At 64.1% G+C, this 6,054-nt stretch carries 3 protein-coding genes and 1 pseudogene; all 4 read left to right on the forward strand.

Annotated elements, in window-relative coordinates; translation table 11 throughout:
* Window positions 1-519, forward strand: coding sequence for an Hcp family type VI secretion system effector (locus tag DCH402_RS16450; protein WP_019844820.1), 519 nt, complete (start codon window positions 1-3; stop codon window positions 517-519).
* 165 nt (window positions 520-684) lie between these two features.
* On the forward strand, window positions 685-2,538 hold the full coding sequence (locus tag DCH402_RS16455; RefSeq protein ID WP_040002293.1) for a type VI secretion system Vgr family protein: 1,854 nt from the start codon (window positions 685-687) through the stop codon (window positions 2,536-2,538).
* A 13-nt stretch (window positions 2,539-2,551) separates the two neighbouring features.
* Window positions 2,552-2,959: a DUF1795 domain-containing protein gene (locus DCH402_RS16460; protein WP_040002294.1), complete on the forward strand. Its 408-nt coding sequence runs from the start codon at window positions 2,552-2,554 to the stop codon at window positions 2,957-2,959.
* An 11-nt stretch (window positions 2,960-2,970) separates the two neighbouring features.
* Window positions 2,971-6,054 (forward strand): annotated as a pseudogene (locus DCH402_RS16465) (DUF6531 domain-containing protein); the annotation flags it as partial.

Raw genomic sequence — 6,054 nt, forward strand, 5'->3', positions numbered from 1 at the left:
ATGCCAACTCCATGCTATATCAGCATCGAAGGGAAAACGCAGGGCAATATCACCGCCGGTGCCTTCACCTCCGACTCCGTCGGCAACATCTATGTGCAGGGCCACGAAGACGAGATGCTGGTGCAGGAATTCAAACACATCGTCACCGTCCCGACCGACCCGCAGTCCGGCCAGCCTGCCGGTCAGCGCGTGCACAAGCCGTTCAAGTTCACCGTCGCGCTGAACAAAGCCGTCCCGCTGCTGTATAACGCGCTGGCCTCCGGCGAAATGCTGCCGACCGTGACCCTGAAATGGTACCGCACCTCTGTCGAAGGCAAGCAGGAGCATTTCTTCACCACCACACTGACCGATGCCACCATCGTCGACATCAACAACCAGATGCCGCACTGCCAGGACCCGTCCAAGCAGGATTACACCCAGCTGATCGAAGTGTCGCTGGCGTACCGCAAAATCGACTGGGAGCACACCGTGGCCGGGACTTCCGGCTCCGATGACTGGCGCGCGCCGATCGAAGCGTAATTGCCATCAACCCGGACTCCGGTCCGGGTTTTTCTGTTTTTGTCTGCGCTGAGCGATGGTGCCCCCCATCGCTGAGTGCAGACGTACTCATCGTGATAAAGGCACTGACACACCGCACAGACCGGGTGTGCGGTAGCTATGGAGCTGGGGAAAGGAGGAAGCAGGGTGGCCAACAGTACAGGATTGCAGTTTACCGTGAAAATCGGCGCATTGGCGGACACCACCTTCGCGGTGGTGGATTTTGAGCTGAGCGAGGCGCTGAACCAGCCGTTTGCGCTGTCGCTGAGCCTTGCCAGCAGTCAGGCAGACATCGACTTTGGCGCGGTGCTGGACCAGCCATGCGAGCTGCTGGTGTGGTACGAAGGCGAACTGCAGCGCCGGGTCAGCGGTATCGTCAGCCGCTTTGCCCAGGGCGACACCGGTTTTCGCCGTACCCGCTATCAGGCCGAGGTGCGCCCGGCGCTGTGGCGGCTGGGGCTGCGCACCAACGCCCGCATCTTCCAGACCCAGAAGCCAGACGCGATTATCGGTACCCTGCTGGAAGAAGCCGGGATCACCGATTACGCCTTCGCCCTGCGCCACGACCACGCGGTGCGTGAATACTGCGTGCAGTACCGCGAAAGCGACCTGGCGTTCATCAACCGGCTGGCGGCAGAAGAAGGGCTGTTCTATTTCCACGAGTTTGAAGCCGGTAAGCACCGGGTGGTGTTCGCCGATGACGCCGGTGCACTGACCAAAGGCCCGGAACTGTTCTTCAATCTCGCCACGCAAGGCTTGTCGGAAGGGGCGTATGTGCGGCATTTCCGCTACGCCGAAGCGGTCAGTACCGCCGAAGTGGCGCTGAAGGACTACAGCTTCAAAACCCCGGCCTACGGGCTGCTGCATAACAAGATGAGCAGCGAGCTGGACCATCAGCGCGAATCCTACCAGCACTTCGACTACCCCGGCCGCTTCAAGCAGGACCCGAGCGGCAAGGCGTTTACCGGCTACCGGCTGGATGCGCTGCGTGCCGGGGCGATGACCGGGGCGGGTGAATCCAACGCCGCCGAACTGATGCCGGGTGGCACCTTTACCCTGACCGAGCACCCGAACCCGGCGTTTAACCTGGCCTGGCAGGTGGTGGCGGTCACCCACAGCGGCCAGCAGCCGCAGGCGCTGGAAGAAGAAAGTGGCGGCGAGCCGACCACCATTAGCAACAGCTTCGAAGTGGTGAAAGCCACCACCACCTGGCGCGCGGCCATGCCGTACAAGCCGATGGTGGACGGCCCGCAGATTGCCACCGTGGTCGGCCCGGCGGGGGAAGAGATTTACTGCGACGAGTTTGGCCGGGTGAAGCTGCAGTTCCCGTGGGACCGCTACGGTGCCAGCGACGACCAGAGCTCCTGCTGGGTGCGGGTCAGTCAGGGCTGGGCCGGCGGGCAGTACGGCCTGATTGCCATTCCGCGTATCGGTCATGAGGTGGTGGTGAGCTTTCTGGAAGGCGACCCGGACCAGCCGATAGTGACCGGGCGCACCTTTCACGCCACCAACCCGTCGCCGTACCCGCTGCCGGCCAACAAAACCCGCACCTCGCTGCGCACCCGTACCCATAAAGGGGCCGGGTTCAACGAGCTGTGCTTCGAAGACCAGGCCGGGCAGGAGGAAGTGTTTATCCACGCCCAGAAGGACATGAACACCGTGGTGCTGAATAACCGCAGCACGTCGGTCAACGCCAGCCACACCGAGAACGTCGGCGGCGACCAGACGGTGGTGGTGCAACACAACCAGACGGTGTCGGTGAAGGAAAATCAGGTCACCGAAATCCAGGGCGAGCAGACCGTCGCCGTCACCAGGAATCGCAACACCACCGTTGACGACAACGAGTCGCTGCAGGTGAAAAACAATATCGCCATCCAGTCCCAGAGCGGCGACATCCTGATTGCCACTGCGGGTGGCTTCATCGCCATCGACAAGGACGGCAACATTTCCATTACCGGTAAAGGGTTGGTGCTGAACGGCACCCGTATCGATTTGAACTGAGGGAGCAGCACCAATGTACCAGATGAACGAAGGCACCCTGACTATTCCGACGGGCTGGCGCGACGAGTCGCTGCACGTGTTTGTGCTGCCGGGCGACACCGCCAATCTGGTGGTCAACCGCACACCGATTGAATTCGGCCTGTCGCCGGACACGGTGTATGAACAGACGCTGTCACAATTTTCCGCCCACCTGAAGGGCTATCAGGAGCGCGCCGCCTGGGAACTGACGCTGGACGGTCAACCCGCACGCGGGCTGGAGTACAGCTGGCGCTCGCCGGAAGGCCCGATGCACCAGGTGGTGGTGATGCAGGTGCGCGGCGAGCTGTTGCTGACCTTTACCGTTACCGCCGCCGGTGAGCTGCAGGATGAACAGAAAGCCGCGCTGCTGGCGGTTATCGAGACGTTTAAAGCCGCGTCCTGAAGGGAGTCACGATGCTCAACGATATTCTGAGCCGGGTGGCCCGGGTGGGGGCCATGCATGCCGGAAACCGTCCCAACCCGCCCGCCGACCGGCCGCAGCCCTGTCAGGGTAAACCGCCGACCTCGCCGGGCAAGACCATCAAACACAAGAGTTTTCTGGGTGCACTGGCCGGTGCCGTGGCCGGCGCGCTGGTGGCGGCGGCCGTCGCGGCGGCGGCGGTGTTTCTGGTCGGCGTCACCGGCGGACTGGCGGTGGCGGCTGTCGGGGCACTGGCGGTGTTTGCTGCCGGTGACCTGATTTCCGCTGTCACCAACAAGGTCTCGGCGATGGTGGACAGTGCATCACCGGCCTTCGGGCCGGTGGCGTCCGGCTCGGGTAACGTGTTTGTCGAAAAACAGCCCGTCGCCCGCGCCACGAAAGACACCGTTGCCTGCACCAAGCACAACAGCCCGCAACTGATTGCCCAGGGCAGCGAGTCGGTGTTCGTGAACGACGCGCCAGCCGCCCGTATCGACGATAAAACCGTGTGTGGCGCCACTATCAAGGAAGGCGCCTCGACGGTCTTTTTCGGCTCCGGGCAGGGCACCTATCTGGAGATTGCCGACGAGTTCAGTTGGTGGGAAAAGGCGCTGCTGATTGCGGTGGAGTTTCTGGTGCCGCCCAGCCGGGGCATGTTGAAGGGGCTGGGAAAGCTGTTTATCCGTGGTCCCAAGGCAGTACTACGCGGCTCCAGAGCAGGGGCAAAGTGGATTGCCGGTCGCCTCGCGGATAAATCATCTTGTGCCAGTAAGGCTTTCAAAGCCAGCAGTGGGCTGACGCGAGCCAAGGCCGCAGTAAAGGCGTTCCTGAAAGACCCGGTTTATATCGCCAGCGGCGAGGTGATTGAATCCCGTACCGATATCGCACTGGGTCAGACGTTGCCGCTGGTGTTCGAGCGCACCTACCGCTCCGCCTCCGGGCATGTCGGACTGCTGGGCCGCGGCTGGCACGACAGCTGGAGCGAAGTGGCGACGGTAACGCGCAACGGCCTCAACACCCACGTGGTCATCACGCTGGCACAGGGCTACGACATCGATTTTACCTTCCATCAGGACGTACAGGCGGTGTACTGTCCGCACTACCCCGAATTCACCCTGCACCGCCGGGGCGAGGGTTTCAGCCTGTGGCACCGCGACCAGCAGACCTGGCGCGACTTTAGCGTGGTACAGGGCGAGCGCCGGTTGCTGTCGGCCCTTCACGATAGCCACGACAACCGCATCGAGCTGGTGCGCGACCCGAAAGGCTACCTGCGCCAGGTGCGCCACAGCGACGGCGTCACCCTGCTGCTGGTGTGGCAGGGCGAATTCCTGCACCAGATACAACGCATCGATGGCGGCCAGAAGACGTTGCTGGCCGGGTACCGCCAGGACGAACAGGGCCGACTGGTGGAAGCCAACGCCACCCACGCCTATCACCTCTACTACGAGTACGACACCGCCCATCGGCTGACCCGCTGGCACGACAAAGACCAGACCTGGGCGCGCTACGCGTACGACGCACAGGGGCGCTGCGTCTACACCACCTGCGCCGACGGTTTCCTGACCGCCCGCTTCGATTACCTGCCCGACCGGGTGGTAATGACCGACGGCCTCGGCCAGCGCAGCGAATTCGGTTTTAACGACCTGCACCTGATGAGCTGGGAAAAATCCCCGCTCGGTCACGTCACCCGCTACGAGTACGACGAGGTCGGCAACCTGCTGCGGGAAATCTCGCCCGCCGGGCGGGTGGTCGAGTTCGGTTATCTCGACGATACCGGGCGGGTCAGCACCTTTACCGACGCCAGCGGCCATCAGTGGCAGTACGACTATGACGAGGCGCAGCGGCTGTGCGGCGTCACCGACCCGCTGGGACGCGAGTGGCGCTGGGTGTACGACGCCGAGGGTAACCCGGAGCGGCTCACCGGGCCGGACGCCAGCGAGGTACGATTCACCTGGAACCGCTACGGCCTGCTGACCCAGGTCAGCGACGCCGCCGGTGAGGTGCAGGCCCGGTTACAGTACGACCACCGTCAGCGGTTGCTGAGCGCCACTGACGCCGAGAGCCGTACCCGGCAGTTACGCTACGACGGGCAGGACCGGGTGGTGCAGTGGCAACGGGCGGACGGTGCCCGTTTCCGGCTCGGCTACCGCCGGGCCAGCTGGACGCTGCCGGAGCAGTTGATACGCCCGGACGACAAGGAAGAGCAGCGCCAGTACGACCGCCACAACAACCTGCTGAGCTACGTGGACGGCAACGGCGCGCTGTGGCGTCAGACCTTCGGCCCGTTCGACCTGCTGACCGCACGCACCGACGCCGAAGGCCGCACCTGGCACTACGCGTACGATAAAGAGAGCCAGCAACTGACAACGGTTATTGCCCCGGACGGCAGCCGCTGGCAGTGGTGGCTGGACGCCGACGGGCGGGTCATCCGCGAGCGCGACATGACCGGCACCGAGACCCACTACGATTACGACGAGGACGGCCTGTGCATCCGCGTGCGCAACGGCGAAAGCGACACCCGCCACTTCCTCTACGACGCCCGCGGCCTGCTGTGCGTGAAACCGCACCGGACGACACCCTGCACTACCGGTACGATGCGGTGGGCCGCCTGACCGAGGTCTCGTCAGCCACCGCCCATGTGCAGCTGGACTACGACCTGCGCGACCGGGTGGTGCGTGAATGGCACAACGGCACGCTGCTTACCCGCCAGGTTGATGACGCGGCCCGCACCGTCACCCGCACCCTGACCTGGGACGGCGACGCCGATGACACCACCGGCACCCTCGCCCCGCTCACCAGTCTGTTTCATTACACCCGCACCGGCGAGCTGCGGCAGGTGCAGTTGCCGGACGGTGCCGACCTGACGCTGACCCAGGACGCGGCAGGCCGCGAGTCGCTCCGCACCGGCGGCGGTTTTGTCCAGCAGCGGGAATACGACGTGATGGGCTGGCTGACGCGGGAGCAGAGCGGCGCGCAGCACGACGGTCACCTGCAACCAGCGCAGACGCGGGAATACCGCTACGACGGTGCCGGTAACCTGACCGGGGTGCGTCACAACCGCGACGCCGAAGGTTATC

The sequence above is a fragment of the Dickeya chrysanthemi NCPPB 402 genome, assembly GCF_000406105.1.
Taxonomy (GTDB): Bacteria; Pseudomonadota; Gammaproteobacteria; order Enterobacterales; family Enterobacteriaceae; genus Dickeya; species Dickeya chrysanthemi.

Bases quoted from the DNA above. Each gene is read 5' to 3' on its own strand.
- DCH402_RS16450 (WP_019844820.1), top strand. From the start codon at position 1: ATGCCAACTCCATGCTATATCAGCATCGAAGGGAAAACGCAGGGCAAT.
- DCH402_RS16460 (WP_040002294.1), top strand. From the start codon at position 2,552: ATGTACCAGATGAACGAAGGCACCCTGACTATTCCGACGGGCTGGCGC.